This window comes from Mycobacterium sp. E735, from assembly GCF_001666955.1.
Classification (GTDB): domain Bacteria; phylum Actinomycetota; class Actinomycetes; order Mycobacteriales; family Mycobacteriaceae; genus Mycobacterium.
In genome coordinates this window covers 1-738 of sequence record NZ_LZIX01000043.1, presented here as the reverse complement: position 1 = coordinate 738, position 738 = coordinate 1, and the positions used below count along the sequence as shown (strand labels likewise).

The 738-nt window shown below is 69.5% G+C and carries 1 protein-coding gene; it reads left to right on the top strand.

What is annotated here, in order from left to right; genetic code table 11:
• On the top strand, positions 1-738 hold a 738-nt coding region (locus A5704_RS03650; RefSeq protein ID WP_156737602.1), incomplete at both ends, for an acyltransferase domain-containing protein.

Below are 738 nucleotides of genomic sequence, written 5' to 3'. Positions count from 1 at the left end.
CACTCCATGGGCGAAGTCGCCGCCGCCGTGGTGGCCGGTGCGCTCACGCCCGCCCAGGGATTGCGGGTGACCGCGACGCGATCGCGGTTGATGGCCCCGCTGTCCGGGCACGGCGGCATGGCCCTGCTGGAGCTCGACGCGCCCGCCACCGAGGCGCTGATCGCCGAGCACCCCGAAATCACCCTGGGCATCTACAACTCCCCCCGCCAAACCGTCATCGCCGGACCCACCGACCAGATCGATCAGCTCATCGCCGAGGTCCGCGCCCACAACCGGTTCGCCAGCCGGGTCAACATCGAAGTCTCCCCGCACAACCCGGCCATGGACCCCCTGCAACCCCCGATGCGCGCGGAACTGGCCGACCTGACCCCCCAACCGCCACGCATCCCGATCATCTCCACCACCTACCCCGACCTCGACACCCGCCCGGTCTTCGACGCCGACCACTGGGCCACCAACATGCGCAACCCCGTCCACTTCCACCAAGCCATCGCCCACGCCGGCACCGACCACCACACCTTCATCGAAATCAGCGCACACCCCCTGCTCACCCAAGCCATACTCGACACCCTGCACACCGCCCAGCACGGAAGCAAATACGTCAGCGCCGGCACCCTGCAACGCGATACCGACGACACCATCACCTTCCGCACCAACCTCCACACCGTGCCCGGCCCGACCGCGCCCTCGCGGGGCAACACCACCCCGGGGACGAGATGGCCACCCCCCAGTGCCCGC